We start from the raw sequence: 1005 nt of genomic DNA on the forward strand, positions 1-1005 counted from the left end.
ACAACGCGGCAATGGCGGCTTGTCGATCTCCAATCTGGAAACCTTTTTATGAGTCCTATCTGGCCAGAGGCCTGGCAAAAACCCAAGCCCTGGTCATCCTCGCGCGCAAGCTGTGCCGGGTGGCATTCGCTCTCATGAAAAACCAGAGCGAATACCAGCCGAATTTAAGGCTGCAGGGTTCCCCTGCAACATAGAATCTCCCACGTTGATCTGCGTCGCGCACCCGCCTGTGGCAGGCGGTCTGCGGGCAATTGATCGCGCAGCGGTCACGGCATTTTTTGCCATCCCTTCCGTCACTTCCCTTTCTTCGGCGCCCTCTCAACGCCCCTGCGTGGTAAACCATCTGTTCCCGCCCTGTATCAATCTTTCGACCAAACCACGGCGCACCTCAATCAACCTTCATTGCTGCACGTAGGACGGGTCTTAGGACCGTTCTGATTTACATTTTGAACATCAAATCCGTTTCCAGACTCTCCTCCAGCATCCACGCACCTTTGCGCCTTTCATCCGCTAAAAAAACCTACGAAGCCATCACATCGCCATGATTGTGCCGATGAATTTGCGACCGCTAACGTCCAGCCATCGCGGCTCAGCCAGCGATCATCACTTCGGGCGTACCAAATCGAGCTGGAGGATGGCAGCACTGTGCAAGGAGCGACATATTCAAGCGGGCTGACGGAGAGAGAAAGGATGCATCTGACGCAAGTGGCCGCGTTACGTGGCAAAGACCCGAAAGGTGGCAGCCGATGAGCGGCCCCGATCTCTACACCGTGGCAGAAATCACGACTCGCCTGACGCCCAACTTCCATACCCCGCGAAAAGTGGAGGTACCCGCCGACCTGCCGGGGGTGGTGATTTTCCTGCACGGCGTGAACGACCCCGGGGCGTCGTATGAATCAGTGGAAACCGGGTTGTGTCAGGGGGTGAACGAGCGGCTGGATCGGCCGGATCTTAAGGCGGGGCGGTATGGGGCTAAATACCAAAAGGCCAAAGAATCGCCTCGGG

At 57.0% G+C, this 1005-nt stretch carries 2 pseudogenes; both read left to right on the plus strand.

The annotated features are described in order from the left end of the window. A pseudogene (locus KGB21_RS29335) lies at positions 1-194 on the plus strand (IS110 family transposase); the annotation flags it as partial. A gap of 552 nt (positions 195-746) precedes the next feature. After that, a pseudogene (locus KGB21_RS29340) lies at positions 747-1005 on the plus strand (hypothetical protein); the annotation flags it as partial.

The sequence above is a fragment of the Pseudomonas sp. GL-RE-29 genome, from assembly GCF_019947275.1.
Lineage (GTDB): Bacteria > Pseudomonadota > Gammaproteobacteria > Pseudomonadales > Pseudomonadaceae > Aquipseudomonas > Aquipseudomonas fluorescens_A.